Annotated in this window: 22 protein-coding genes; 15 read left to right on the plus strand and 7 right to left on the minus strand. The window is 65.9% G+C overall.

Annotation, left to right across the window (positions count from 1 at the left end; all coding sequences use genetic code 11):
- Window positions 1–44 precede the first annotated feature (44 nt).
- Window positions 45–767 carry a fused DSP-PTPase phosphatase/NAD kinase-like protein gene (locus tag AB6806_RS22720; RefSeq protein ID WP_260368415.1) on the minus strand — a complete coding sequence of 241 codons (723 nt, stop codon included), beginning with the start codon at window positions 765–767 and terminating at the stop codon, window positions 45–47.
- Between the two features lie 152 nt (window positions 768–919).
- Here AB6806_RS22720 and ppa point away from each other — a divergent pair, with 152 nt between their 5' ends.
- On the plus strand, window positions 920–1,456 hold the full coding sequence (gene ppa / locus AB6806_RS22725) for an inorganic diphosphatase (RefSeq protein WP_038362742.1): 537 nt from the start codon (window positions 920–922) through the stop codon (window positions 1,454–1,456).
- 145 nt (window positions 1,457–1,601) lie between these two features.
- On the opposite strand, the gene AB6806_RS22730 is transcribed toward ppa, so the two are convergent.
- Entirely contained in the window at window positions 1,602–2,477 is an 876-nt protein-coding gene (locus tag AB6806_RS22730) for an HpcH/HpaI aldolase/citrate lyase family protein (protein WP_142022764.1), read from the minus strand.
- A 91-nt stretch (window positions 2,478–2,568) separates the two neighbouring features.
- Between AB6806_RS22730 and AB6806_RS22735 the strand changes: the two genes are divergently transcribed.
- The 6 genes from AB6806_RS22735 to AB6806_RS22760 all read left to right on the plus strand — a co-directional run bounded on the left by AB6806_RS22735 (window position 2,569) and on the right by AB6806_RS22760 (window position 9,122).
- Complete coding sequence (locus tag AB6806_RS22735; RefSeq protein WP_370955597.1) at window positions 2,569–4,281, plus strand: serine/threonine dehydratase; 1,713 nt, start codon at window positions 2,569–2,571, stop codon at window positions 4,279–4,281.
- 192 nt (window positions 4,282–4,473) lie between these two features.
- Window positions 4,474–5,520 carry a MaoC family dehydratase gene (locus AB6806_RS22740; protein ID WP_142022984.1) on the plus strand — a complete coding sequence of 349 codons (1,047 nt, stop codon included), beginning with the start codon at window positions 4,474–4,476 and terminating at the stop codon, window positions 5,518–5,520.
- 151 nt (window positions 5,521–5,671) lie between these two features.
- Entirely contained in the window at window positions 5,672–6,073 is a 402-nt protein-coding gene (gene sdhC, locus AB6806_RS22745) for a succinate dehydrogenase, cytochrome b556 subunit (protein WP_185748006.1), read from the plus strand.
- Window positions 6,074–6,084: 11 nt separating this feature from the next.
- Complete coding sequence (sdhD, locus tag AB6806_RS22750) at window positions 6,085–6,477, plus strand: succinate dehydrogenase, hydrophobic membrane anchor protein (protein WP_370955598.1); 393 nt, start codon at window positions 6,085–6,087, stop codon at window positions 6,475–6,477.
- Window positions 6,478–6,481: 4 nt separating this feature from the next.
- Window positions 6,482–8,314, plus strand: coding sequence for a succinate dehydrogenase flavoprotein subunit (sdhA, locus tag AB6806_RS22755; RefSeq protein WP_142022767.1), 1,833 nt, complete (start codon window positions 6,482–6,484; stop codon window positions 8,312–8,314).
- A 10-nt stretch (window positions 8,315–8,324) separates the two neighbouring features.
- Window positions 8,325–9,122 carry a succinate dehydrogenase iron-sulfur subunit gene (locus AB6806_RS22760; protein ID WP_038362753.1) on the plus strand — a complete coding sequence of 266 codons (798 nt, stop codon included), beginning with the start codon at window positions 8,325–8,327 and terminating at the stop codon, window positions 9,120–9,122.
- Between the two features lie 167 nt (window positions 9,123–9,289).
- On the opposite strand, the gene AB6806_RS22765 is transcribed toward AB6806_RS22760, so the two are convergent.
- Together AB6806_RS22765 and AB6806_RS22770 are read right to left on the minus strand one after the other, a co-directional pair.
- Entirely contained in the window at window positions 9,290–10,531 is a 1,242-nt protein-coding gene (locus tag AB6806_RS22765; RefSeq protein ID WP_370955599.1) for an NAD(P)/FAD-dependent oxidoreductase, read from the minus strand.
- Window positions 10,528–11,331: a glutamine amidotransferase gene (locus tag AB6806_RS22770; RefSeq protein WP_112761653.1), complete on the minus strand. Its 804-nt coding sequence runs from the start codon at window positions 11,329–11,331 to the stop codon at window positions 10,528–10,530. Before AB6806_RS22770 ends, AB6806_RS22765 begins: the two co-directional genes overlap by 4 nt.
- 251 nt (window positions 11,332–11,582) lie before the next feature.
- On the opposite strand from AB6806_RS22770, the gene AB6806_RS22775 reads away from it, so the two are divergent.
- From AB6806_RS22775 to AB6806_RS22795, 5 genes are all read left to right on the plus strand, one after another.
- On the plus strand, window positions 11,583–12,221 hold the full coding sequence (locus AB6806_RS22775) for a TetR/AcrR family transcriptional regulator (RefSeq protein ID WP_133560999.1): 639 nt from the start codon (window positions 11,583–11,585) through the stop codon (window positions 12,219–12,221).
- A 68-nt stretch (window positions 12,222–12,289) separates the two neighbouring features.
- Window positions 12,290–13,498, plus strand: coding sequence for an efflux RND transporter periplasmic adaptor subunit (locus AB6806_RS22780; protein WP_185748007.1), 1,209 nt, complete (start codon window positions 12,290–12,292; stop codon window positions 13,496–13,498).
- A gap of 11 nt (window positions 13,499–13,509) precedes the next feature.
- Window positions 13,510–16,734 (plus strand): efflux RND transporter permease subunit, encoded by a 3,225-nt coding sequence (locus AB6806_RS22785; protein WP_370955600.1) that lies wholly within the window; start codon window positions 13,510–13,512, stop codon window positions 16,732–16,734.
- Between the two features lie 39 nt (window positions 16,735–16,773).
- Window positions 16,774–17,619 (plus strand): FRG domain-containing protein, encoded by an 846-nt coding sequence (locus tag AB6806_RS22790; protein ID WP_370955601.1) that lies wholly within the window; start codon window positions 16,774–16,776, stop codon window positions 17,617–17,619.
- A complete protein-coding gene (locus tag AB6806_RS22795) occupies window positions 17,619–18,758 on the plus strand; it encodes a DUF262 domain-containing protein (RefSeq protein ID WP_370955602.1) in 1,140 nt (379 codons plus the stop codon). The genes AB6806_RS22790 and AB6806_RS22795 overlap by 1 nt, the downstream gene beginning before the upstream one ends.
- A 7-nt stretch (window positions 18,759–18,765) precedes the next feature.
- Here the strand turns inward: AB6806_RS22795 and AB6806_RS22800 are convergent, their stop codons facing one another.
- Window positions 18,766–19,287: a winged helix-turn-helix transcriptional regulator gene (locus tag AB6806_RS22800; RefSeq protein WP_370955603.1), complete on the minus strand. Its 522-nt coding sequence runs from the start codon at window positions 19,285–19,287 to the stop codon at window positions 18,766–18,768.
- 100 nt (window positions 19,288–19,387) lie between these two features.
- Between AB6806_RS22800 and AB6806_RS22805 the strand changes: the two genes are divergently transcribed.
- Window positions 19,388–19,948: a dihydrofolate reductase family protein gene (locus tag AB6806_RS22805; protein ID WP_370955604.1), complete on the plus strand. Its 561-nt coding sequence runs from the start codon at window positions 19,388–19,390 to the stop codon at window positions 19,946–19,948.
- Window positions 19,949–19,957: 9 nt separating this feature from the next.
- On the opposite strand, the gene AB6806_RS22810 is transcribed toward AB6806_RS22805, so the two are convergent.
- Window positions 19,958–20,863 (minus strand): DMT family transporter, encoded by a 906-nt coding sequence (locus AB6806_RS22810; protein ID WP_370955605.1) that lies wholly within the window; start codon window positions 20,861–20,863, stop codon window positions 19,958–19,960.
- A gap of 175 nt (window positions 20,864–21,038) precedes the next feature.
- On the opposite strand from AB6806_RS22810, the gene AB6806_RS22815 reads away from it, so the two are divergent.
- Window positions 21,039–21,905 (plus strand): LysR family transcriptional regulator, encoded by an 867-nt coding sequence (locus AB6806_RS22815; protein WP_051988146.1) that lies wholly within the window; start codon window positions 21,039–21,041, stop codon window positions 21,903–21,905.
- 44 nt (window positions 21,906–21,949) lie between these two features.
- Entirely contained in the window at window positions 21,950–22,993 is a 1,044-nt protein-coding gene (gene obgE / locus AB6806_RS22820) for a GTPase ObgE (protein ID WP_038362769.1), read from the plus strand.
- 293 nt (window positions 22,994–23,286) lie between these two features.
- Here obgE and AB6806_RS22825 read toward each other — a convergent pair whose 3' ends face one another.
- Complete coding sequence (locus AB6806_RS22825; RefSeq protein WP_113254344.1) at window positions 23,287–24,423, minus strand: DSD1 family PLP-dependent enzyme; 1,137 nt, start codon at window positions 24,421–24,423, stop codon at window positions 23,287–23,289.
- Window positions 24,424–24,432 lie beyond the last annotated feature (9 nt).

The following is a 24,432-nucleotide window of genomic DNA, read 5'->3' on the forward strand; positions in this document are numbered from 1 at the left end:
TGGCATCGACCCGAAGACCGCACTCCACTTTTCGGGTCGATGACCTATTCCCGGCGGATCAGCCGGTCCGCGATCAGCGAAGACAGAAGACCGGGCTTGAAGTCCCGTTCGAGGCGCTCGGGGTCGTAGATCGTCGCGGCCCAGTCGAGGAAGGCGATGCCCTTGGCCTCGCCCTCGCGGCGATAGGCCTCGAAGAAGGCGTCGAGGATGCCGGTCTTCGCAAAGCGGAAATGGCCGTAGCGCAGCGAGAGCTGGCGCATCGCCTCGTCGAGCGGGCGGCCTTCATGGATCAGCAGATAGAGCGCCGAGAAGAACCCCGCCCGGTCGGCGCCGGATTTGCAGTGGACCAGCGCCGGCTCTTCGAGGCTCGCGAAGAAGGCCTCGGCGCCGAGGATCGTCTCCCGGTCGGGCGCGCCGCGTGAGCGCAGCACGAAATCGACGAGCGCGATGCCGTGACGCTCGCAGGCTTCCTTCTGGAGCGGCCAGGAGCCGTGCTCGCGCCCGCCGCGCAGGTTGACGATGGTCTTCACGCCCTTGCGGGCGAAGGCCGCGATCTGGCCGGGCGCAGGCTGGGCCGAACGCCAGAGACGCGGCGTCACGCGATGGGCGTTGAGATAGGCGAGGCGGAAGACGCCGTGGTCGACCAGCAGCATGTTGGCCCAGGCGCGCAGGCGCGCGGCCCGGCCTTCGATCGGCCGGTCCCAGCGGGCGATGCGGGCCATGCGGCGGGCATAGCGCTCTTCGTCGGGGCGCAGGCGGCTCAGCACGGCCTGGTCTCGGGGCTGTTCATGACGGGCCGGATAGCAGTGACGGCAACCATGCGCAAATCGTCTGATGGCTTGTCCTGCCGGAAGGGGTTGGACTTTTTGCCGCGAACTTGCATAAGGCCCGGCGAAATATCCAAGCGACAGGTTCCCTCATGCGCATCGACGCCATCTCCATCGGCAAGAACCCGCCTGACGAAGTGAATGTCCTGATCGAGGTGGCGATCGGGGGCGAGCCGATCAAGTACGAGATGGACAAGGAGGCCGGCACGCTCTTCGTCGACCGCTTCCTCTATACGCCGATGCGCTATCCCGGCAATTACGGCTTCATCCCGCACACGCTGTCGGAGGATGGCGACCCTTGCGACGTGCTGGTCGCCAATACCCGCCCGCTGGTGCCGGGCTCCTACATCGCGGTCAGGCCGATCGGCGTGATGCTGATGGAAGACGAGGGCGGCGGCGACGAGAAGATCATCGCCGTTCCCGTACCGAAGCTGACCAAGCGCTACGAGAACGTCCACGACTACACCGATTTGCCGAAGATCACCCTCGACCAGATCCAGCACTTCTTCGAGCACTACAAGGATCTGGAGCCCGGGAAATGGGTGAAGCTCAAGGGCTGGGGCGACGCCGCCATGGCCAAGAAGCTGATCGTCGAGGCGATCGAGCGGGCCAAGGCCGCGAAGGGCTGAGCGGGCCGCCCGACCATCCGAGCGCGACCTTCCTTCTCCCCTTGCGGGAGAAGGTGGCCCGCAGGTCTTTGGAAGTCAGTGTCCGGCTCGCGTTCACGTCGCGCGACCCCTCACCCTAACCCTCTCCCGCAAGGGGAGAGGGGACTTACGCCGCGATCGCCTCCGCCAGCGCCACGGTGCGGCGGGCCATCTCGGCATGCAGCAATTCGACCATGCGGCCGTCGAGCTGGATCGCGCCCTTGCCGGCGTTCTCCGGCAGGTCGAAGGCGGCGATGATGGCCCGTGCCCGGGCGAGCTCCGCCTCGTCCGGCGCGAAGACCGTATTCGCCGGCCCGACCTGCGAGGGGTGGATCAGGGTCTTGCCGTCGAAGCCGAGATCGCGCGCCTGCTCGCATTCGGCGCGGAAGCCGGCCTCGTCCTTGATGTCGTTGTAGACGCCGTCGAGGATGTCGATGCCATGGGCGCGGGCGGCCAGCAGCGCGCTCGTCAGCCAGGGCAGCATCGTCGCCCGGCCCGGCACGAAGCGGGCGCGGGTCTCCTTGGCGAGATCGTTCGTGCCCATGACGAAGCAGGCGAGCCGCGTGGCAGGGTCGCGCGCGGCCCGTGCGATGCGCTCGACGTCGAGGATCGCGAGCGGGGTCTCGATCATCGCCCAGACCGCGATGGCGGAATCGGCCCGAAGACCACCGAGCCGGCTGGCGATCTCGTGCAGTTCATCCGGCGCCGAGACCTTCGGGACCAGGATCGCCTGCGGCCCGGCCTCCGCTGCGGCAGCCAGGTCGTCCGCGAACCAGGGCGTGCCGGCGCCGTTGACGCGGATCACCAGCTCGCGCCGGCCATAGCCGCCCGCCTTCACGGCGGCGCAGACTTGCTCGCGCGCCGTTGCCTTGGCATCGGGGGCGACAGCATCCTCCAGGTCGAGGATCAGGACGTCGGCCGCGATCTCACGCGCCTTTTCCAGCGCGCGGGCGTTCGAGCCCGGCATATAAAGGGCGCTGCGGCGGGGGCGGATCGCGGTCATCGTCTCTCCTGACACGGCCGGCTTGTGCTGCGCCGCACAGTAGACGAACGCGGATGCGATGCCAGCGCTGCGAAAGGCGGAGGGAACGGGCATGGCATGGCTGGCCGGTGTGGATGGCTGCAAGGCGGGTTGGATCGCGGCCATCGCTTCCGCCGAAGGGCCGGCGGCGCCGATCATCCGTGTGGTGCCGCGCTTCGCCGATCTGTTCGCCGGCGAGATCGGGCCCGATATCGTTGCGGTCGACATGCCGATCGGTCTGCCGGATCAGGTGACGGGTTCCGGGCGCGGACCGGAGCAGGCGGTGCGGGCGCTGCTGGGCGACAGGCAGTCCTCGGTTTTTTCGATTCCGGCGCGCCGTGCTGTCGAAGCGTCCGATTATCGAGAGGCTTGCGCGTTGGCGCTCGCTGCGTCCGATCCGCCCCGCAAGGTCTCGAAGCAGGGCTTTCACCTCTTCCCGAAGATCCGCGAGATCGATGCCTTGCTCCGCGCGGAGGCGGAATGGCGCGAGCGCGTCTTCGAAGTCCATCCCGAGCTCGCCTTCCGAATGATGAAGGGCGTGCCGCTCGCCCATCCGAAGAAGGTCAAGGGGGTCATCAATCCCCCCGGCATGGCTGAGCGGCGGGGACTGCTCAGGGACGCCGGCATCGCAGCCGAGGCGCTCTCGGCGCGGCCTCCGCGCGGCGCGGCGGCGGACGATCTCCTCGATGCGCTGGCGGCGCTGGTCGTCGCCCGGCACATTGCCGCCGGGCGCGGAAAGCCCTTTCCCGATCCGCCGGGGCGCGATAGCCACGGGCTTCCCATCGCGATCTGGACATTCTCGTCCCGGGCGCCGTCATCACAGGATCGAGCCATGAGCGAACGCCCCGTCACCCGTCCGATGATCGAGGAAGCGGCCGCCCGCATCGCCGGGCATGCCCGGATCACGCCTGTCATGCGGCTGGGCAGTGGCGCTCTCGGCTCGGCCGCGGATCTCTCGCTCAAGCTCGAATGCCTACAGCATGCCGGCTCGTTCAAGACGCGCGGCGCCTTCAACAACCTGCTCTCGCTGGCGGTGCCGGCTGCGGGCGTCTCGGCCGCCTCGGGCGGCAATCACGGCGCGGCGGTGGCCTATGCCGCGATGAAGCGCGGGGTGAAGGCGACGATCTTCGTGCCCGAGATCTCGCCCGCGGCCAAGATCGAGGCGATCAAGCGCTTCGGTGCCGAGGTTGTGGTCGGCGGCGCGCAATATGACGATGCCCAGGCGGCCTGCGACCGCTTCGTCGCGGAAACCGGCGCGCTGAAGATCCATCCCTTCGCGGCGAAGGAGACCGTCACCGGCCAGGGCACGCTAGGCCGTGAATGGGATCTGCAGGAACCCGATCTCGACACCGTTCTCGTCGCGGTCGGCGGTGGCGGACTGATCTCGGGCATTGCGAGCTGGTTTGCCGGCAGCAAGGTCAGGGTCGTCGGCGTCGAACCGGAAGGCTCGCGCGCCTTGCAGGCGGCGCTGGAGGCGAAGGGGCCGGCCGAGGTCAAGGTCGCCTCCGTCGCCGCCGATTCGCTCGGCGCGCGCAATGTCGGCCAGCTCGTCTACGATGTCTGCAAGGACACGGTCGACCATGTCGCGCTGGTGGCTGACGCAGCCATCACGGCGGCGCAGGCGGCGCTGTGGCGGGATTTCCGTCTCGCGGTGGAGCCCGGCGGCGCGGCGGCCTTCGGCGCGCTGATCAGCGGCGCCTACAAGCCCGCCAAGGGCGAGCGGCTCGGCGTGCTCGTCTGCGGCGCGAATGTCGATCTGGCGAAGCTCGCGACGATCGCGGGGTGATCGAAGGGCGTCATTCTCGGGTGCCGCGCAGCGGCGACCCGAGAATCTCGCGACGCGTGGGGGCTTCTCCTTCACGAGATGCCCGGGTCAAGCCCGAGCATGACGCTCGACCTGTCTTCAGGGCTGGACGCAGAGCTTCGTTGCAACGCAAACTCGCCTCCCATCAGGAGGCAACGCATGACCGGCGCGACGATCAAGACCAGTTCCGGCCGCTTTTTCGAGGATTTCCACCTCGGAGACGTCATCGTCCATGCGACGCCGCGCACGGTCACGGCGGGCGACGTCGCGCTTTACACGGCGCTCTACGGCCCGCGCTTCGCCGTGCAATCCTCCGAGGCCTTCGCCCGCGCCGTCGGCTATCCGGCGGCGCCGGTCGACGATCTGCTCGTCTTCCACATCGTCTTCGGCAAGACGGTGCCGGATATCTCGCTGAATGCCGTTGCCAATCTCGGCTATGCCGACGGGCGCTTCCTCAAGCCCGTCTTCGTCGGCGACACGCTTTCGACGACCTCCGAGGTCATCGGGCTGAAGCAGGCCTCGGCCGGCGATGCCGGCATCGTCTATGTCCGCTCCATCGGCCGCAACCAGCATGGCGACATCGTGCTGAGCTATGCGCGCTGGGTGCTGGTGCGCAAGCGCCAGCCGGGCACGCCCGCCCATGCCGAGCAGGTGCCGGAGCTGGCCAAGGCCGTCCTGCCGGACGTGTTGGGCGAGGGCTGCCCGCCGCTCGATCTCGCCGGCCATGACGATGCGCTGGCCGGTTCGCGCTTTCGCTGGGGCGATTATGCGGTGGGCGAGAAGATCGACCATGTGGACGGCATGACCGTCGAGGAGGCCGAGCATCAGCTCGCCACGCGGCTCTACCAGAACACGGCGCGGGTGCATTTCGACGCCCATGCCGCGCAGGGCAGCCGCTTCGGCAAGAGGCTGATCTATGGCGGCCATGTCATCAGCCTTGCCCGCGCCCTCTCGTTCAACGGGCTCGGCAACGCCTTTCACATCGCCGCGATCAATGGCGGGCGCCATGTCGCGCCGCTGTTCGCGGGGGATACCGTCTATGCCTGGAGCGAGGTTCTGGCATGCGCGGAGCTGCCGGGGCGCAGCGATGTCGGCGCGCTCAGGCTCCGGCTCGTCGCCACCAAGAATCTGCCGTGCGCGGCCCATCCGCTCAAGGAAGGCGAGCAATATGCGCCCGACGTGATCCTCGATTTCGACTATTGGGCGCTGCTGCCGCGGTAAGCTTTCGATAAGAAAATGACGAATTTCAGAATCTGTAACTTTGCTTCGCGCCTGCCGCATTGCAGCGTCGTGCCGGTTTCGTTACAGAGCGGGTCACTCTAGAATGATCCCAAATGGGTCCGTTCCTTCCGACGGGCCGCTTGATCGGAGAATGATATTGGCCGAGGTCAAGCCCGCGGCTCGTCCGCTTTCGCCCCACCTGCAGATCTATCGCTGGTCCTGGACGATGGCGATGTCCGTCGCCCATCGCGTCACCGGCACGGGGCTCTATCTCGGCACGGTGCTGATCGCCGCCTGGCTGGTCGCCGCTGCGTCGGGGCCCGCCGCCTTCGATACGGCCCAGGTGATTGCCGGCTCCTTCCTCGGCCGGCTCGTCCTCTTCCTCTACAGCTTCTCGCTGATCCACCACATGGTCGGGGGCTTGAGGCATTTCGTCTGGGACATGGGCAAGGGCTATGAGCCCGAAACCCGGATGAACATGGCGAAGTTCTCGCTCGTCGCCTCGGTGAGCTTGACGGTCCTGATCTGGATCGTCGCTCTGGTCCTGCGCTGAGGAGCCCGCTCATGCTGTCCAATTCCTCGATGCGCACCCCGCTCGGCCGCGTCCGCGGCCTCGGTTCCGCCAAGTCCGGCACCGGCCATTTCTGGCTGCAGCGTGTCACCGCCGTTTCGAACCTGATCCTGACGATCATCTTCATCGGCATCGTCATCGCGCTGGTCGGCCGGCCCTACCCGGCGGCGGTCGCCCTTCTGACGAATCCGCTCGTCGCGATCCTGATGCTGCTCTTCACCCTCTCGGCCTGCATCCATATGCGGCTCGGCATGCAGGTCATCATCGAGGATTACGTCCATAACGAGGGGACCAAGATCCTCGCCGTCATGGCCAACACCTTCTTCGCCATCGCGATCGGCGCCGCCAGCGTCTACGCGGTGCTGAAGCTGTCTTTTGGAGGCTGATCCGATGGCGATCACAAAATCCCGTCCGGTCCCGGCCTATACCGGCACCGCCTATCCGATCACGGACCACACCTTCGACGTCGTCGTCGTCGGCGCTGGCGGTGCGGGTCTGCGCGCCACCGTCGGCTGCTCGCAGGCCGGCCTGCGCACCGCCTGCATCACCAAGGTCTTCCCGACCCGCTCGCACACCGTGGCGGCCCAGGGCGGCGTCGCCGCCTCGCTCGGCAATATGGGCAAGGACACCTGGCAGTGGCATATGTACGACACCGTGAAGGGGTCGGACTGGCTCGGCGACCAGGACGCCATCGAATATCTCGTGCGCAACGCGCCGGCCGCCGTCTACGAGCTCGAGCACTGGGGCGTGCCCTTCTCGCGCACCGAGGACGGCCGCATCTACCAGCGCCCCTTCGGCGGCATGACCACCGAATTCGGCGAAGGCCCGCCGGCCCAGCGCACCTGCGCCGCGGCCGACCGCACCGGCCACGCCATGCTGCACACGCTCTATGGCCAGGCGCTGCGCTACAACACCGAGTTCTTCATCGAGTATTTCGCCATCGACCTGATCATGGACGAGGACGGCCATTGCCGTGGCGTGATCGCGCTCAAGCTCGATGACGGCACGCTGCACCGCTTCCGCGCCCAGCAGACCATCCTGGCGACCGGCGGCTATGGCCGCGCCTATTTCTCGGCGACCTCGGCCCATACCTGCACCGGCGACGGCGGCGGCATGGTGCTGCGCGCCGGCCTGCCGCTGCAGGACATGGAGTTCGTGCAGTTCCACCCGACCGGCATCTACGGCTCGGGCTGCCTGATCACCGAGGGCGCGCGTGGCGAAGGCGGTTATCTCACCAACTCAGAGGGCGAGCGCTTCATGGAGCGCTATGCCCCCTCGGCCAAGGACCTCGCTTCGCGCGACGTCGTCTCACGCTCGATGACGATGGAGATCCGGGCCGGGCGCGGCGTCGGCAAGACCAAGGACCACATCTACCTGCATCTCGACCATCTCGACCCGAAGATCCTGCATGAGCGCCTGCCGGGCATCTCCGAGAGCGCCAAGATCTTCGCCGGCGTCGACGTGACGCGCGAGCCGATCCCGGTTCTGCCGACCGTCCACTACAACATGGGCGGCATCCCGACGAACTTCCACGGCGAGGTGCTGACCAAGGTCGGCGGCGATCCGGATACGGTCGTTCCCGGCCTGATGGCGCTCGGCGAGGCGGCCTGCGTCTCGGTGCATGGCGCCAACCGCCTCGGCTCGAACTCGCTGATCGACCTCGTCGTCTTCGGCCGCGCGGCGGGCCTGCGCTGCGCCGAGACGGTCACGGCCGGCGAGAAGCAGCCGGAATTGCCGAAGGGCTCCTCCGACCTCGCGCTCACCCGCCTCGACAAGTACCGCAACGCTTCGGGCAGCACGCCGACCGCGGTGCTGCGCGACAAGATGCAGCGGACGATGCAGGACAACTGCGCCGTCTACCGCACCGGCGAGACGCTGGAAGAGGGCCACAAGCTCATCCACGAGGTCTGGGGCGGCATCGCCGATGTCGGCACGAAGGATCGCTCGCTGATCTGGAACTCGGACCTGATCGAGACGCTGGAATTCGACAACCTGATCACCCAGGCGGTCGTGACCATGGATTCGGCGCTGAACCGCCCGGAAAGCCGTGGTGCCCATGCCCGCGAGGACTATCCGAACCGCGACGACAAGGACTGGATGAAGCACACCCTGTCCTGGATCGACGACGAGAAGCGGACCGTCACGCTCGACGACCGACCGGTGCACACCTACACGATGTCCAACGACATCGAGTACATCAAGCCCAAGGCACGGGTGTACTGAGGACGATCTGATGGCTGAATTCAATCTTCCGAAGAACTCCCGCCTGACCGAAGGCAAGGCCTGGCCGAAGCCGGCCGGCGCCAAGAACGTCACCGAGTTCAAGATTTATCGCTGGAACCCGGACGATACCGCCAATCCGCGCACCGACACCTATTATGTCGACCGCGACGATTGCGGGCCGATGGTTCTGGACGCGCTGATCTGGATCAAGAACAAGGTCGACCCGACCCTGACCTTCCGCCGCTCCTGCCGCGAGGGCATCTGCGGTTCCTGCGCCATGAACATGGACGGCAAGAACGGCTTGGCCTGCACCACCGGCATCGACGAGTGCGGCGGCACCGGCAAGAATGCGGGCCGGGTCGCGATCTACCCGCTGCCGCATATGCCGGTGGTCAAGGACCTCGTGCCCGACCTGACGCGCTTCTACGCTCAGCACGCCTCGATCGAGCCCTGGCTGAAGACGACGACGCCGGCTCCCGAGAAGGAGTGGCGCCAGGCCAAGGACGACCGCGAGAAGCTCGACGGCCTCTACGAGTGCATCCTGTGCGCCTGCTGCTCGACCTCCTGCCCGAGCTATTGGTGGAACGGCGACCGCTATCTCGGCCCGGCCGCGCTGCTGCAGGCCTATCGCTGGCTGATCGACTCGCGCGACGAGGCGACCGGCGAACGGCTCGACAATCTGGAAGATCCCTTCCGGCTCTATCGCTGCCACACCATCATGAACTGCGCGAATGCCTGCCCGAAGGGCCTGAACCCGGCCAAGGCGATCGCCGAGGTCAAGAAGATGATGGTGGCGCGCCAGGTCTGAGCCGGCGCGATCGGCTGCGCTTCCGGTGCTTCGATCAACGCCAGCCTCTGGGCTGGCCTTTTTCGTTGGTGTTGTCCGCGTGTCGCTAGTGGAAAGCGCGGGGTACCCTTCTCTCATCCGGGAGAGGGGTTCCCAGCGCCCATTTCGATGGGTCTCTAAAGCCGACCTCAGCCGATATACCGTCCCGGCCGGAACGGCTTAGGATCGGCCGGCGGCGCCTCGCCGCAGACCATCGCCGCGATCATCTCGCCGGTAATCGGGCCAGTCGAGAAGCCGATATGCTGGTTGCCGAAGGCGAGCCAGAGGCCGGGATTACCAGGCGCCTCGCCAATCATCGGCAGTGAATCCGGCAAGGTCGGCCGCGCCCCGCGCCAGGTTTCGCCGGCAACGGCGCCGAGCGGAAAGGCCTCGCGCGCAGCCTCCGTCACGCTGTCGATCTGGCGATGCGCGTCGGGCGCGTCGCGGAAGGACAGGTCGACGCCGCTGGTCACGCGATAGCCCTGCTCCATCGGCGCCATGAAATAAGCGGCGTCGACATCGTAGATCGGCCGCGACAAGGTCGCGCGGGCTTCGGGCTTCAGGTGGCGGTGATAGCCGCGCTCGACATCGAGCCTGGGGTCGAGGCCGAGCGGTTTCAGCAGATCGCCGCTCCAGGGGCCGAGCGCCACTACGGCGATCCCGGCCTCGAAGGTGCCCTTGTCGGTTGCGGCGCGCCAGCCGGCGTCTTGACGGGTGAGCGCCTTCACCTCGGCCTGCACGATCTGCCCGCCGCGGCCGGCGAAGAGCGCGGCATAGGCGGCGGTGACGGCGCCGGGGGAATCGACCGAGGCGTTGGAGGGGATGAGCAGGCCGGCTCGAAAGATCGGGTTCAGATGCGGCTCGACGGCGGAGATGCCCTGCCGGTCGAGGAGCCGCGAGGCGATGCCGTGGCGCTTGAGGAAATGATGCTCGGCCTGCGCGGCGGCATGGCCGGCTTCGCTGCGCCAGAGCTTGAGCGTGCCGTTCTCGCGCAGGCGATGCGCCACGCCGGCCTCGGTCATCAGGGCGCGGTGGCGCTCGACCGTGCTGGCGGTGATGGAATCGAGCGCGGCGATGCGGGCGGCCGCCTGGGAGGGGCGGCCTTCCCAGAGGAAGCGCAGCAGCCAGCCCGGCCGCGTCAGGGCGCGGCGCCAGCTCAGATTGAGCGCCGGGTGGCCGTTACCGAGATAGCTGGCCAGCTTGCCGTAGAGCGAGGGGTTGTTGAGTGGTGCGATCGAGGAGCGGGCGAGCACCCCGGCGTTGCCATAGGAGGTTTCGCGTCCCGGCTCCTTGCGATCGATGAGTGTCACGGTGAAGCCGCGCTTCTGCAAGGCGAGCGCGCAGGAGACGCCGACCATGCCGGCGCCGAGGACGAGAGCTGTACGAGTCACGCGGTTGCCGTTCCGGCTTCCGCCGGCTCCTTCAGCCAATGGTCGAGGAAGGCGTCGAGCCAGAGGCGGATCGCCGGGTCGTGCTGGAACCAGCCAGGCACATGGGTGTGGCCGAGCTGCGCGCCCGGCATCAGGGTGCGCTCATAGCCGCGCACCGACCAGCGATACATCATCGCGGGCGTGACCTCGGGGTGGAACTGGATGCCGTAGACGCGCGAGGCGGCGCGGATCGCCTGGGTCGGGAAATCGCCGCCGGTGGCGAGGCATTCGGCGCCGCGCGGGCAGTCGAAGCCGTCGCGGTGCCATTGATAGACGGTGCCGGGCCAGACGAAGCCGGCCGTCTCGGCATGGGCCTTTCCAGCCTCGGTGATGGAGAGCGGGTAATAGCCGACCTCGGCGCGACCTTCACCATGGGTGTAGACCTCAGCACCCATCTGCTTGGCCAGCATCTGCGCGCCGAGGCAGATGCCGAGGAAAGGTGCGTCCTCCTTCAGGCAGGTGCCGATCCAGTCGATCTCCGCCTTGACGAAATCCTCGGGATCATTGGCCCCCATCGGGCCGCCGAAGATCACTGCCCCGGCATGGTCGCGCATGGTCGCGGGCAGCGAATCGCCGAAGCGCGGCTTGCGGATGTCGAGCGCATGGCCACGCGCCTGCAGCAGCCGGCCGACGCGGCCGGGCGTGGAATGCTCCTGATGCAGCACGATCAGCACCGGCCTGGGAGCCGAGGGCGGGCGCCGGGTCGCGGCAGGCGGGCGGGTGCGTCCGGCCAGACGAGGAGGAAAGGCGTGGTCGTTCATCACCGACTTCAGGCTCGCTGGCGCGCGGCCGGGATTGAGAGGGACGCGTGAAACCATGACGGATCACCGCAGGATGAAGTTCCAGACGGAACGAAGCAAGCAAATTTTGAGCCGCATGTTGCGTGCCGATTCCGGACGCACGCCACGCTTTGCAGGGAAAGCCGGCTCGCCTGTGGCGGGGAGGCTCTCCTTGACGCGGCCACAATTGGCTGCGATGGGAATGAACGTTCATTCTCATTATCGCGCGGTCCATGTCGCAGCATCTCGCCACAGCCTTGCCCGAAAGCCCGCTTTCGGAGCGCCATATCCGCATCCTCGACGCCGCCGAAGGGGTCTTCGCGCGCAGCGGATTCCATGTGGCCACGATGCAGGACGTGGCGGCGGAAGCCGGCATGAGCCCGGGCAATCTCTACCGCTACTTCAATTCCAAGGACGCGATCATCGCCGGCATGGCCGAGCGCGACCGCAGCACGATCGCCGCGGATTTCGCCGGGCTTTGCCCGAGCAAGGGGTCGCTGCTCGACCAGCTCGAGGAGATCGGGCGCAAGCATCTCGTCCGCCAGCCGCGCGAAAAGGCGGTGATCGCGCTTCAGATCTGGGCCGAGGCCGCGCGTAACGAGCAGATGGCCAGCATGTGCGCTGACATCGAGGGATCCCTGATGGAGGGGCTCATCGCCGCGATCTCCGAGGCGAAGCGCAACGGCGAATTGCCGGCGACCCTCGACGAGCAGAGCTTCCTGCTGGCGATCTCGATGATGGCAGACGGCTTTTTCTGTCGCCGCGGTATCGAGCCCCATTTCGATGCCGAGGCCGGCGCCGACGTTCTGTTCAGAAGCATGCGCACGCTCGCCCGCACCATGCTCCTCCCCGAAATCGAGACGCAGCCGTGATGCGACGCGCGCTCTCCCATCCGCACTTGCCGCGCCTCCGCCGCGCCGCCGCAACAGGGTCGTTCCCGATGAGCCTTCTCTCCCCCGCACTGCGCCTGATGCTTCCGGCGATGCTGCTTGCGGCGACTGCCGCCGTGCCGGCACGCGCACAGGCGCCCGCGGCCAGCTCCCAGGCGTCGGCGGCCCATCCTCAGGCGCCGGCAACCGGTCCATCCGTCACCGTCACCCATGCCAAGACCACCGAGATCGTCCAGAGCGTCCTCGTCTCGGGGTCGATGATCGCGCGCGACGAGGTTCTGGTCTCGCCTGAGGTCGACGGGCTGTCGATCATCGCCATTCTCGCCGAGGAAGGCGACAAGGTCGTCAAGGGGCAGGTGCTGGCGCGGCTGGACCGCACGATGCTCGATGTGCAGAAGACGCAGAACGACGCGCAGATCGCCCGCGCCGAAGCTGCGATCGCCCAGGCCAACGCCCAGATCGCCGAGGCCGACGCCAATCTGGTGCAGGCCAACAACGCCTTCGATCGCACCAAGGCGCTGCGCGACAGCGGCAATGCCAGCGCCGAGACCTTCGACCAGCGCTCCGCCGCGGCGCGCTCGGCTCAGGCTCGGGCCAGTTCCGCTCGCGAGGCGCTCGCCATCGCCACCGCCGATCGCGCTTTGGCGCGGGCGCAGGGCAACGACATCGCCGTCCGTCTGGCGCGGACCGAGATCAAGGCGCCGCAGGCCGGCATGATCAGCCGCCGCACCGCCAAGCTCGGCGCGACGGCGAGCATGCTGCCGAGTTCGGAACCGCTGTTCCGGATCATCGCGAACGGCGCCGTCGAGCTGGAGGCGCAGGTCGCCGAGGTCGATATCCCGGCGCTGACGCTGGGCCAGCCGGTCGCGGTCACGCCGGCCGGCGCCAAGGAAGCGCTCAAGGGCACGATCCGCCTGATCTCCCCGGAGGTCGACAAGACCTCGCGGCTCGGCCGCGTGCGCGTCGCGCTCGACGGCAACCCGCCGGTCGCGATCGGCTCCTTTGCGCGTGGGGTCATCGAGACCGGCCGCAAGCAGGCGGTCACGCTGCCGCTTTCGGCGATCACCTATACGCGCAGCGGCCCGACGGTGCAGACGGTGAAGGAGGGCAAGATCGTGACCAGGAAGGTGACGCTCGGCCTCTCCGGGGACGGGCGCGCCGAGATCGCGACCGGGCTCGCCGCGGGCGAGACCGTGGTGGCGCGCGCCGGCACCTTCGTGCGGGACGGCGACCTCATCACGCCCGTCGCGACCAACTGACGGGGCGGGCGATGAACGTCAATTTCTCCGCCTGGTCGATCCGCAAGCCCGTCCCGGCGATCCTGCTCTTCGTCGTGCTCTGCGTGCTCGGGCTGCTCTCCTTCTCGAAGCTGCCGGTGACGCGCTTCCCGAACATCGACGTGCCGCTCGTCTCGGTGACCGTGACGCAGTCGGGCGCCGCGCCGGCCGAGCTCGAAAGCCAGGTCAGCAAGCGCGTCGAGGATTCCGTCGCCAACATCACCGGGGTCAAGCACGTCACCTCGACGCTGACCGACGGCCAGTCGCTGACGCTGATCGAGTTCCGGCTCGAGACCAACACCGACCGCGCCGTCAACGACGTCAAGGACGCCATCGCCAAGATCCGGGCCGACCTGCCGCGCACCATCGACGAGCCGATCATCCAGCGTATCGATGTCGAGGGCCAGTCGATCCTGACCTATGGAGCGGCCTCGGCCGGCATGACGCTGGAGCAGCTCTCCTGGCATGTCGACGATGTCGTCGCGCGCGAACTGCAAGGGCTGAAAGGCGTCGGCCGGGTCGAGCGCTATGGCGGCGTCGATCGCGAGATCCGCATCTCGCTCGATCCCGACCGTTTGCTGGCGCTCGGTATCACCGCGGGCGAGGTCAACCGTCAGGTGCGGGCGACCAATGTCGACCTGGCCGGCGGGCGCGGCGAGGTCGGCGGTCAGGAGCAGGCGATCCGTACACTCGCCGGCGCCAGAACCGTCTCCGATCTGGCCGAGACGAAGATCATGCTGACCGGGGGCCGCGAGGTCCGGCTGAAGGATCTCGGCCGCGTCGAGGATTCGAATTCGGAGCCGCGCGCCTTCGGCCGGCTCAACAAGAACCCCGTCGTCACCTTCGCGGTGTTCCGCTCGAAGGGCTCGAGCGAATTGTCGGTGAAGGAGGTCGTGCAGCAGCGCATCGAGGCCCTCAACAAGCGCTATCCGAACATCCAGATCTCGCCGATCGACGACGCCGTCGCCTATACCCATGGCAACTACAAGGCGGCGATGGAGACGCTGCTGGAAGGCGCGGCGCTCGCCGTCATCGTCGTCTTCCTGTTCCTGCGCAATTGGCGGGCGACGCTGATCACGGCCATCGCTCTTCCGCTCTCGGCCATCCCCACCTTCTGGGCGATGGAGATGATGGGCTTCTCGCTCAACCTCGTGAGCCTGCTCGGCATCACGCTGGTCACCGGCATCCTGGTCGACGACGCCATCGTTGAGATCGAGAACATCGTCCGGCACATGAAGATGGGCAAGTCGCCCTATCGCGCCGCGATGGAGGCGGCCGACGAGATCGGGCTCGCCGTCATCGCGATCACGCTGACCATCGTCGCGATCTTCGCGCCGGTCTCCTTCATGGGTGGCGTCGCCGGGCAGTATTTCCGGCAGTTCGGCCTCACCGTCGCCGTCGCGGTGCTGTTCTCGCTTCTGGTCGCGCGCCTGATCACGCCGATGATGGCGGCCTATCTGATGCGGCCGGTGAAACATGCCGATCCCAAGGATGGCTGGATCATGGGCGGCTATGTCGGGCTGCTGAAAACCACGCTGAAGAAGCGGCGCATCCCGTTCTTCCCGCGCCTCGACGGCTCCGGCACGTGGCGGACCCTGCCATTCAACACCGCCTATGCGACGCTGCTGGTCGGCTTCCTCTTCCTGTTCGGCTCGATCCAGGCGACGCAGCTCCTGCCGACCGGCTTTATCCCGGACGAGGACACCTCGCGCGTCGTCGCTTCGGTCGAATTACCGCCCGGCGCGACGCTGGAGGACACCCGCGTCACCACCGACAAGCTCGTCGATGCGCTGAAGACCATTCCCGAGGTGCGTGACGTCTTCGTGCTCGGCGGGGCGTCGCCGACCGGCCAGCGCGAGGTGCGCCGTGCGGCCGTCTTCGTCCTGCTCAAGCCGAAGGCCGAGCGCGACATCAAGCAGAAGGAGCTCAAGGTCACCATCGCCGAGAAGCTCGCCAGCGTGCCGGATGTGCGCGCCTGGTATGTCAACGAGCGCGGCGAGCGCGAGATGGCCTTCTCGATCCTGTCGAAGGATGGCGACGCGCTCGATGCGGCGGTGGCCAAGATCGAGGCGCGGATGCGCCAGGTCCCGGGCTATCTCAACGTTGCGACTGCGGGCTCGCTGAGCCGGCCGGAGCTGCGCGTCACGCCGAAGCTGGAGGAGGCCGCCAATCTCGGTGTCACGGCGGAAGCGATCTCGGAGGCCGTGCGCGTTGCGACCATCGGCGATGTCGGCGCCAATCTCGCCAAGTTCAACGCTGGCGACCGGCAGATCCCGATCCGCGTCCAGCTCGACGAAGCCGCGCGCACCGACATCCGCAACATCGCGGCTCTGCGCGTGACCAATACCAACGGCGTCTCCATCCCGCTCACGGCCGTCGCCGATGTCGGCTTTGGCGAGGGGCCGAGCTCGATCGACCGCTATGACCGCGTGCGCCGGGCCCAGATCGGCGCCGACCTCAAGCGCGGCTTCGAGCTCGGCACCGCGCAGGACCGGTTCCACGACATCGTCGAGGAGGTCGGCCTGCCGCCGGGCGTCTGGATCGCCGCCACCGGCGATGCCGAGATTCAGGGCGAGGTCGTCCAGGGCTTCATCACTGCGATGACCACCGGCCTGATGCTGGTGCTCGCCGTGCTGATCCTGCTCTTCGGCTCGGTCTTCCAGCCGATCACCATCCTGCTCTCGCTGCCGCTCTCCTTCGGCGGCGTGGTGATCGCGCTGCTGGCGACGGGCAATGCCGTCTCGATGCCGGTCTATATCGGCCTGCTCATGCTGATGGGCATCGTCACCAAGAACGCGATCATGCTGGTCGATTTCGCGGTGGAGGAGGTTGGCCGGGGCAAGGACCGGATGACGGCGCTGCTCGAAGCCGGCCGCAAGCGGGCCCGCCCGATCCTGATGACCACCATCGCCATGGCGGCGGGCATGCTGCCCTCGGCCTATGGCGTCGGCGATGGCGGCGAGTTCCGCGCGCCGATGGCGATCGCGGTGATTGGTGGGCTCCTGGTCTCGACGGTGCTCTCGCTGATCTTCGTGCCGTCCTTCTACGCGGTGATGGACGATCTCTCGCATCTGACCGGGCGCCTGTTCGGCCGCTTCTTCAGCAAGGCGGAGGACGAAAGCCAGTGGGAGCCGATCCATGACGAGCATGCGACGCCGGACGAGGCGACGGCGGAGGCGATGGGCCGCAAGATGCCGCCGCGGTTGGCGGCGGAGTGAGGGTCTAATCGCTCAGTTGGGCCTGCTTGCGCGAATGACATGTTTTTGCCATATTTCCTGAAAGACGGGTTATGGCGAGCGGAATTGGTGACTAAGATTACAGAAAAGAGGCCCGATAGCATCTCGGCAATTCTCGATTGCATCGAAGAATTTCAGAATAGTAGAAGTATTTCTTGGTACCGAGGAGTCGGTGATTCCAGCTATTCCCTTGTACCAGGCCTTGCGCGGTTGTCTCCGTTACCGAGCGCAGAGCAACTCAATAAAATTGAGAAAGGAATTGCGAATTCATTTGCCCAAAAATCACCTCCGTTCGTCAGTATGGATTTTGCCAGCGAGTGGAAGACATTATTCTTTATGCAGCATTACGGCATTCCGACTAGGCTGCTTGATTGGTCCGAAAGCCCATTTGTGGGTTTATATTTTGCCTTAACTTCAGTTAGGCGCGATAAACGCGGAAAGCCTCAAGCTGATGCTGCCCTTTGGCTCTGCGATCCCGTTGCCTGGAACCGGACAGCCCTGTCTCATATATCTTTCGCGGGCGGAGTCTTGGATGAGCACTGCGAAGAAATAAAAGCCTATAGCCCATCGGCTGAGATCGATCAGCGAGCAACTATGCCGATTATGATATATGGTACGCATAATAGCCCTAGGATCGTTGCTCAAAGGGGTGTCTTTGCATTGTTTGGTAAGGGCACAGAGGGGATGGAAAAATTATACGTCGATGGAAAATTTTCAGATGGAAGCTTTCAGAAACTGATCATAGATAAGAATAGTGTTGATGGTATATTATCTTCTCTGTACAGGAAGGGAATCGCGGAATCGACGATCTACCCAGATGTTTTTGGGTTGTCCTTAGAGATAAAGCGTAGTTTTGGGTATCACTGATGGCGAAGCTTCGAATTACTCCTCATCAAACAAGGACTTTGATCTGGTGGTATGGGCGCCGTGCTAGCATAGATTTCTCTCCGCCTTACCAGCGAAAGGGAAGACTCTGGTCGCAGATCGACAAGGGGTTTTTGATCGATTCCATAATTAATGGATTTGATATTCCTAAGCTGTACCTTGCTGATTTTCAGTACGGAAACTCGTCTTTGAACGAGAAAAAATTACCGTATGCTATTATCGACGGAAAGCAGCGCCTTGAAGCTGTATTTGATTTCTTTGATAATAAGCTTGTTCTGAATTCGGATTTCGTCCTTAGAAGCGACCCCTCGTTAAAGGTCGGTGGATTAAGTTTGCGTGATCTTAGGCGCAACCACCGCACTATCGCCGATGAGTTTGAGAATTTTTCATTCGATATAATGAGCGTTGTCGCAGATGACGAGCGTGACGTTAATGAATTGTTTGTTCGCTTGAACAGAAGCAAGCCTTTGACCGGTGCGGAGGTTAGAAACGCTATTGCTGGGCCGGTAACCGACGTTATCAGGAGTCTGACAGAGCATTCCGTTTTCCAAGAGGCGATCCGTTTCAGCACAAAGCGCGCGGGCGATCAGAACGCTGCTGCAAAGGTTCTGCTTTTTGAATATGAAGGCCGTCCTGTTACTACAAAAAAATCAATCTTAGATGACTTCGCGCGAGGAATTCAGATTGACAAGAAGGCAATTGATAAGAATAAGCTCGAATTGGCGGCGCGTCGTGTCGTTGATACCTTCGACTCGATGGATGAGGTTTTCTTACCCAGCGATGAACTATTGGCATCGGCAGGTATATTTCCGGTATACTTTTGGTTTGTGAGGTCAGTGACTCCGAAATATCGCGATGATATTAGACCATTTCTGCTCTCTTTTGAGATGGAGCGGAGAGCTAGCCGTGAAGCTCAGAAGGAAATGGGAGCAGACTCTCATGTTGATCAGCAGTATGCGAGATATGATACGCTGAATAGAAGTACAAATGACGGTATAAGTCAGCGAGGCAGGTACGAAATATTGAAAAGCGCCTTTTTGGACTTTTTGGATGACGCCTATGATATGAACGGTGAGAAGCCGTTTGTAGAGGTGCCTGATAATGAGAAAGTACCTCGATAGTCTATGACTACCGATCAACAGGGGTGCCGGGGCGCGCGCTTGCCCTGCGCGCCAGCGCGTCCCGATAGGCCTGCGTCAACTCGTCAAGCACGGATTGCGCGGGCTTGGGCGCGTCGAGATGCAGGTGCCGGAGCTCCTGCATGAAGCGCTCCCACAGCGCCGGGCCGCCTTCGCTGAGCAGCTCCGCACGGATCGACAATTCCTCGGTGACCGGCAGGAAGCGCCGGCCCCATTCGCCCATCGCGGCGAAGACCGGGACGAGCGCGATGCCCATCTCGGTCAGGCTGTAGATCGCCTTCTGCTTGTGCGTGGCGTCGTCGCGGCGCGAGAGCAGCCCGCGCTCGACCAGCCGCTTCAGCCGGTCGGCGAGGATGTTCGAGGCGATGCCTTCGTCCGATTTCGCCAGCATCTCGCGAAAATGCCGGCGGTTGCCGAACATGATGTCGCGCAGGACGATCAGGCTCCAGCGATCGCCCAGGATTTCCAGCGTCAGATTGATCGGACAGCCCGAACGGCCGGTCTCGCGCATGCTCGTCTCCAAAACCAGTTGCAATATAGGATCGGTTTCGCTACACAGCAACTGATTGCAAATTGAAACTGGTTTTGACCGAACCTATCGAGAGGATGCCATGGCCAAGGTGATCGTCTGGAATCTGGTGACGCTGGAGGGGTTCTTCGAAGGCAAGGAGAAGTGGGATCTCGGCTTCCACGGTGACGCCTGGGGCGAGGAGCTCTCCGCGCTCAGCAGCGAAGTCGGGCGCAAGGCGGGGCTGCTCGTCTTCGGCCGCGTCACCTATGAGGGCATGAAGGCCTATTGGACTTCGGCCGAGGAGGAGGGCGAGACCAAGGGTTTCATGAACGCCCTGCCGAAGCTCGTCGCCTCACGCAGCCTGACCGGCTCCGACTGGAACAACACCACGGTCACGGCCGATATCGTCGGGGAGATCACGCGCCGAAAAGCGGAAGCCGGCAAGGACATCTATGTCTTCGGCAGCGCCGTACTGACGGAGTCGCTGCTGGCGGCGGGGCTGGTCGACGAGATCATGATCGCGGTCGCGCCGGTCACGATCGGGCAGGGCACGCCCTTGTTCAAGCCGAACGCGGAAAAGCGCCACTATGCGCTGATCGCGGCCCGTCCGCTCAAGAACGGCACCGTGATCCTGCACTATGGCGTCAAGCCGGCGGTCTGAGCGCGGAGTTCAGCCGCGCCGCACCATCAGCACGGCGGCGAGAATGGCGACGCCGCCGAAGGCCTGCACCGGGGTCGGCTGCTCGCCGAAGATCGCCCAGGCGGCGAGCACCGCGACCAGCGCCGGCCAGACCATGACAAGCGAGGCCGCGCTGGCGCCATAGCTGCCGAGCGAGAGCGTGATCAGCCCCTGGCCGAGCGCATGCGAGACGAGGCCGAGCCCGATCACCGCGAGCCAGCCCTGCAGGCTCATCGGGATGATCTGCTCGTGCAAGACCAGCGCCGCGACGAAGCAGAAGCCGGCGCAGACGAGGCTGGAGATCAGGCTGACCAGCCCAGCATCGGCGCGGCCGCGCGCACGGCCGATGGCGAGGATATAGGCGGCGTAGGACATCGCTGCACCGACGGCCAGCGAATCGCCGAGGAGATTGCCGGTGGCGGCGGGGTTGCCGGTGAATTTCGGCAGCACGAGCAGCAGCGCGCCGGCGATCGCCAGCATCAGCGCGCCGAGGATGCGGCGCGACGGCTTGTCGCCGAGGATCAGCCAGCCGCCGAGCACGACGCCGACCGGCGCGAGATTGCCGAGCAGCGAGGCGTTGGCGATGGTCGTGAAGCCGAGCGAGGCATTGTAGAGCACGACATCGACGCCGAAGGTCAGGCCGGCCAGCGCGATCGGCACGAAAGCGCCGCGACCGAGCGAGGATCCGCCCGCAGGCCGGCGCCGCTCGAAGGCGGTCCAGGCCACCAGCACGGGCATGGCGAAGATCATCCGCCAGAAGCCGGCAGCGGCCGGGCCGACATCGCTGAGGCGGACGAAAATGCCGGAAAAGCCGATGAAGGTCGCGCCCGCGAGCAGGGCGGCGAACATGGCGAGCGCGGGGGAGGCGGGGCGGACGGAAATCGCGGGGGCGGACATCGAAACTGCTTCTGTGCCGGCGGCCTGGCCCGGAAGGCTTCCTTCGCCTTCCCGCATCGGCCGGTCCACCGGTTCTGCGCTGCTATAGGACGCTTTTTCGCATCGGAAAAACGGATTATACTGATTTAACCATTCTTAAAATCGATGGATGATCGGCGTCTCACGGAGGCACATGATGAACGGCCATTTCGACCTTGCCGCGCTCGGCATGCTGGTCGCCGTCGCGGAAACCGGCGGCTTCACCGCTGCCAGCGCGCGGCTCGGGCGCACGCAATCGGCGATCTCGGTGCGCATTCAGGATCTGGAGAGCCAGCTCGGCCACAAGCTGCTGGAGCGCTCGCGCCGCGGCGTCACGCCGACCGATGCGGGCGAGCGGCTGATCGCCCATGCAAGGCGCCTGCTGGCGGTCGAGCGCGAGGCGCTGGCCGATCTGGGCGGGGAGACGCCGACAGGGCGGCTGCGCATCGGCGTTCCCGACGACTACATGGACGCCTATCTGAGGCCGCTGATCGCGCGCTTCGCGGTTGAGCATCCCAAGGTCGAGCTCGAGGTCCGCTGCGATATCTCGAAGCGGATCGAGCCGGCGCTCAAGGCCGGCGAACTCGATCTCGCCGTGGTGACGCAGGATCCGCAGCGGCCGCTCGGCGAGATGCTCAGGCGCGAGCCGTTGATCTGGGTGGCGGCGCGTGGCCATCGGCCCGAATTGCAGGAGACGCTGCCGCTCGCCCTGTTCTCGGAAGGCTGCCGGGCGCGACCGCGCATCCTCGCGGCCCTGAACAGCGCGGGGCGGGCGTATCGGCTGGTCTTCTCCTGCTCGCATACCTCGGGCGTGCTGTCGGCGGTCGAAGGCGGTTTCTGCGTCACGGCGATGACGGAAAGCGCGGTGCCGCCCTCGCTGCGCCGTCTGGGGCCTGCCGAGGACCTGCCGCCGCTGTTCGAGCTCACTGTCGGGCTGATCATGGCGCCGCATCCCGGGCTGGCGGCCCAGCGCTTCGCCGATGCGCTGCGCGAGGAAATGAGCGCTTTCAGGCTCGCGGCGTGATGCGACGCATTGCCCTAGCGCCCCCGGATCACTACTGAGAAGCCATGAAATTCCTCGACCAGGCCAAGATCTATGTGAAGGCGGGTGACGGCGGCGCCGGCTGCGTCTCCTTCCGTCGCGAAAAATTCATCGAGTTCGGCGGGCCCAATGGCGGCGATGGCGGGCGTGGCGGCGACATCGTCGTCGAATGCGTGCAGGGGCTGAACACGCTGATCGACTACCGCTACCGGCAGCATTTCAAGGCCAGGACCGGCGAGCACGGCATGGGCAAGGACCGCCACGGCGCCAACTCGCCGGCGATCGTGCTGAAGGTGCCGCCGGGCACGGAGATCCTCGAGGAGGATGGCGAGACGCCGATCGCCGATCTGACCGAGCCGGGCCAGCGCTTCGTGCTGTGCAAGGGCGGCAATGGCGGCTTCGGCAACGCCTATTTCAAGACCTCGAGCAACCAGGCGCCACGCCATGCCAATCCTGGCCTGCCGGGCGAGGAGCGCTGGATCTGGTTGAGGCTGAAGCTGATCGCCGATGCGGGCCTGGTCGGCCTGCCGAATGCCGGCAAATCGACCTTCCTCGCCGCGGTGACGGCGGCCAAGCCCAAGATCGCGGATTATCCCTTCACCACGCTGCATCCCGGCCTCGGCGTCGTGCGCGTCCATGACCAGGAGATGGTGCTGGCCGATATTCCCGGCCTGATCGAGGGCGCGCATGAGGGCCATGGTCTCGGCGACCGCTTCCTCGGCCATATCGAGCGCTGCCGCGTGCTGCTGCATCTGGTCGAGGGCACGAGCGAGCACGCCGGCAAGGCCTACAAGGTCGTGCGCGAGGAGCTGGAGGCCTATGGCGAGGGGCTGGCGGACAAGCCCGAGATCGTCGCCCTCTCCAAGGTCGACGCGCTGTCGCCGGAGCTGCTGAAGGAACAGGTGGCGCGCTTGAAGCGGGCGGCCAAGCGCATGCCGATCATCCTGTCCTCGGCCTCGGGCGAAGGTGTCGACGCGGCCCTGCGGGCGCTTTTCGCGGTGGTCGAGGAGGCGCGCCGCGAGGAAGAGCGCGAGAGCGCTCCGGTGGAAGAGACCGGCTGGCGGCCCTGACGCTGCCAGGTTCCGTTCGGAACCTCTCCGTCATCCCGGACAAGCCGCGCCAGCGACGCCGATACGGGATCCATCGAAAGGCGCTGCGCTTGATGATGGATCCCGGGGCAAGCCTGGGACGACGGTGCGTTTCCGAGGCCGTCTCCCGAACGCTTGATGGTCGCGCGCGGCCTCGCCGAAGGGCCCGACCGGCCCAGCCCAGCTTTCATCGGGCGGCGGCACAGCCTCGCATCAGCTCGAACCGGCTGAGGATGTGACCCGGGCGGCCGCGCTCAGCCAGCAGTCCCGGAAGATCAGGTCAGGGCGCCGCGCGCCGCAACCGGCCAGACCGCCTCGACATGGGCATCGGGCCCGTGCAGGCCGCGCACGCAGACATACCAGTCGTGCAGGTTCACGGTCGGGTCGCAATGGCCGGGAATCAGCAGGACGCGGTCGCCGCGATGCGGCAACGCGACGGGATCGCCGGTCAGGACGCCATGCTCGTCGGAAGGCTTGGTGTAGATCGCGCCCTCGCGCTGGAACGGCACCGGCATGCCGGAATCGACCGAGGCGGTCTTGTGCCCGGCATCGACGATGGCGCGGTCCGGCACCGGCTTGCTCATCACGCCGGCGAGGATGAAGAGCGCGTGCTCGAAGCTACGGAAGGGCGAGCCGTCGGCCTGGCGGTTGCGGGCATAATCGGCGTCCATGAAGATGTAGGAGCCGCATTGCAATTCGTTCCAGATGCCCGACTGCGCCTCGAGCTCATAGGTGCCGGTGCCGGCGCCGCTGATGACCGGGCACTCCAAACCGGCCTGGGCGAGACGCTCGGCGGTGTTGCGCGCCGCGAGCCCGGCGCGCTCGATGGCCTCGCTGCGCTCGTCGATGGAGCGCATGTGCTGGGCGGCGCCGTGATAGGCCTGCAAGCCGGCGAAGCGCAGCGTGTTCGAGCGCGCGATGGCCTCGGCCAGCCGGACGGCGCCTTCTCCCGGCGCGACGCCGCAGCGGCGCCCGCCGACATCGATCTCGACCATGACGTCGAGCACTACGTCATGGCGCGCGGCAGCCGCAGCCGCCTCGCGCACACCGTCGGCGTGATCGACGCAAAGGCCGATCTTGGCGCTGCGCGCGAGGATGGCGAGGCGGTCCAGCTTGGCGGGGCTCGCGATCTCGTTGGTCACCAGCACGTCACCGACGCCGCCGGCGACGAGGATTTCCGCCTCCGAAACCTTCTGGCAGCATTGCCCCACGGCGCCATGGGCGATCTGGCGCAGCGCGATCTCCGGGCTCTTATGGGTCTTGGCGTGAGGCCGCAGACGAATGCCGTGAGCCTCGCTGAAGGCGGCCATGGCGACGAGATTGCGCTCGAAGGCATCGAGGTCGAGCAGCAGCGCAGGCGTATCGATCTCGGCAAAGCTCTGGCCCGGCTGCGCCGGCGGGGTCGAAGGCATGGAGTCTCC

Origin of the sequence: Allobosea sp. RCC_152_1 (genome assembly GCF_041360765.1) — a bacterium.
In the GTDB taxonomy this organism is placed as follows: domain Bacteria; phylum Pseudomonadota; class Alphaproteobacteria; order Rhizobiales; family Beijerinckiaceae; genus Allobosea; species Allobosea spartocytisi.

What these genes read in the sequence shown, in the direction of transcription:
- AB6806_RS22735 (WP_370955597.1), top strand. Translation starts at nt 2,569, where the DNA reads ATGGCATGGCTGGCCGGTGTGGATGGCTGCAAGGCGGGTTGGATCGCG.
- AB6806_RS22780 (WP_185748007.1), top strand. Translation starts at nt 12,290, where the DNA reads ATGAGCCTTCTCTCCCCCGCACTGCGCCTGATGCTTCCGGCGATGCTG.
- AB6806_RS22805 (WP_370955604.1), top strand. Translation starts at nt 19,388, where the DNA reads ATGGCCAAGGTGATCGTCTGGAATCTGGTGACGCTGGAGGGGTTCTTC.
- AB6806_RS22760 (WP_038362753.1), top strand. Translation starts at nt 8,325, where the DNA reads ATGGCTGAATTCAATCTTCCGAAGAACTCCCGCCTGACCGAAGGCAAG.
- AB6806_RS22790 (WP_370955601.1), top strand. Translation starts at nt 16,774, where the DNA reads ATGTTTTTGCCATATTTCCTGAAAGACGGGTTATGGCGAGCGGAATTG.
- AB6806_RS22775 (WP_133560999.1), top strand. Translation starts at nt 11,583, where the DNA reads ATGTCGCAGCATCTCGCCACAGCCTTGCCCGAAAGCCCGCTTTCGGAG.
- AB6806_RS22825 (WP_113254344.1), bottom strand. Translation starts at nt 24,423, where the DNA reads ATGCCTTCGACCCCGCCGGCGCAGCCGGGCCAGAGCTTTGCCGAGATC.
- AB6806_RS22770 (WP_112761653.1), bottom strand. Translation starts at nt 11,331, where the DNA reads ATGAACGACCACGCCTTTCCTCCTCGTCTGGCCGGACGCACCCGCCCG.
- AB6806_RS22810 (WP_370955605.1), bottom strand. Translation starts at nt 20,863, where the DNA reads ATGTCCGCCCCCGCGATTTCCGTCCGCCCCGCCTCCCCCGCGCTCGCC.
- obgE (WP_038362769.1), top strand. Translation starts at nt 21,950, where the DNA reads ATGAAATTCCTCGACCAGGCCAAGATCTATGTGAAGGCGGGTGACGGC.
- sdhC (WP_185748006.1), top strand. Translation starts at nt 5,672, where the DNA reads ATGATATTGGCCGAGGTCAAGCCCGCGGCTCGTCCGCTTTCGCCCCAC.
- sdhA (WP_142022767.1), top strand. Translation starts at nt 6,482, where the DNA reads ATGGCGATCACAAAATCCCGTCCGGTCCCGGCCTATACCGGCACCGCC.
- AB6806_RS22785 (WP_370955600.1), top strand. Translation starts at nt 13,510, where the DNA reads ATGAACGTCAATTTCTCCGCCTGGTCGATCCGCAAGCCCGTCCCGGCG.
- ppa (WP_038362742.1), top strand. Translation starts at nt 920, where the DNA reads ATGCGCATCGACGCCATCTCCATCGGCAAGAACCCGCCTGACGAAGTG.
- AB6806_RS22815 (WP_051988146.1), top strand. Translation starts at nt 21,039, where the DNA reads ATGAACGGCCATTTCGACCTTGCCGCGCTCGGCATGCTGGTCGCCGTC.
- AB6806_RS22795 (WP_370955602.1), top strand. Translation starts at nt 17,619, where the DNA reads ATGGCGAAGCTTCGAATTACTCCTCATCAAACAAGGACTTTGATCTGG.
- AB6806_RS22800 (WP_370955603.1), bottom strand. Translation starts at nt 19,287, where the DNA reads ATGCGCGAGACCGGCCGTTCGGGCTGTCCGATCAATCTGACGCTGGAA.
- AB6806_RS22730 (WP_142022764.1), bottom strand. Translation starts at nt 2,477, where the DNA reads ATGACCGCGATCCGCCCCCGCCGCAGCGCCCTTTATATGCCGGGCTCG.
- sdhD (WP_370955598.1), top strand. Translation starts at nt 6,085, where the DNA reads ATGCTGTCCAATTCCTCGATGCGCACCCCGCTCGGCCGCGTCCGCGGC.